General features: G+C 60.0%; 1 protein-coding gene. It reads left to right on the top strand.

Annotated elements, in window-relative coordinates; genetic code table 11:
• Nucleotides 1-260 (top strand): class I SAM-dependent methyltransferase (locus tag B4920_RS26790; protein WP_173862724.1); only part of this gene is annotated, 260 nt, incomplete at both ends.

The raw sequence follows: 260 nt of genomic DNA, 5'->3' as shown, positions 1-260 counted from the left end.
GGGTCAGATGGCCAAAGGCAAGCGCTTCCTGAACCTGTTTGCCTATACCGGCAGTGCTACCGTGCACGCGGGTCTTGGCGGGGCAAGCGAGACCACCACGGTGGACATGTCCCACACCTACCTCAACTGGGCGCAGGACAACATGCGTCTCAACTCGCTGGTGGGCCGTCAGCACAAGTTCGTCCAGGCCGATTGCCTGAAGTGGCTCTCCGAGGCCGAGGATCAGTACGATCTCATCTTCATCGATCCACCCACCTTCT

Origin of the sequence: Zoogloea sp. LCSB751 (assembly GCF_002028455.1) — a bacterium.
Taxonomy (GTDB): Bacteria; Pseudomonadota; Gammaproteobacteria; order Burkholderiales; family Rhodocyclaceae; genus Zoogloea.
Note: the sequence above shows the minus strand (reverse complement) of the source record. Positions and strands in the feature narration are given on the sequence as shown.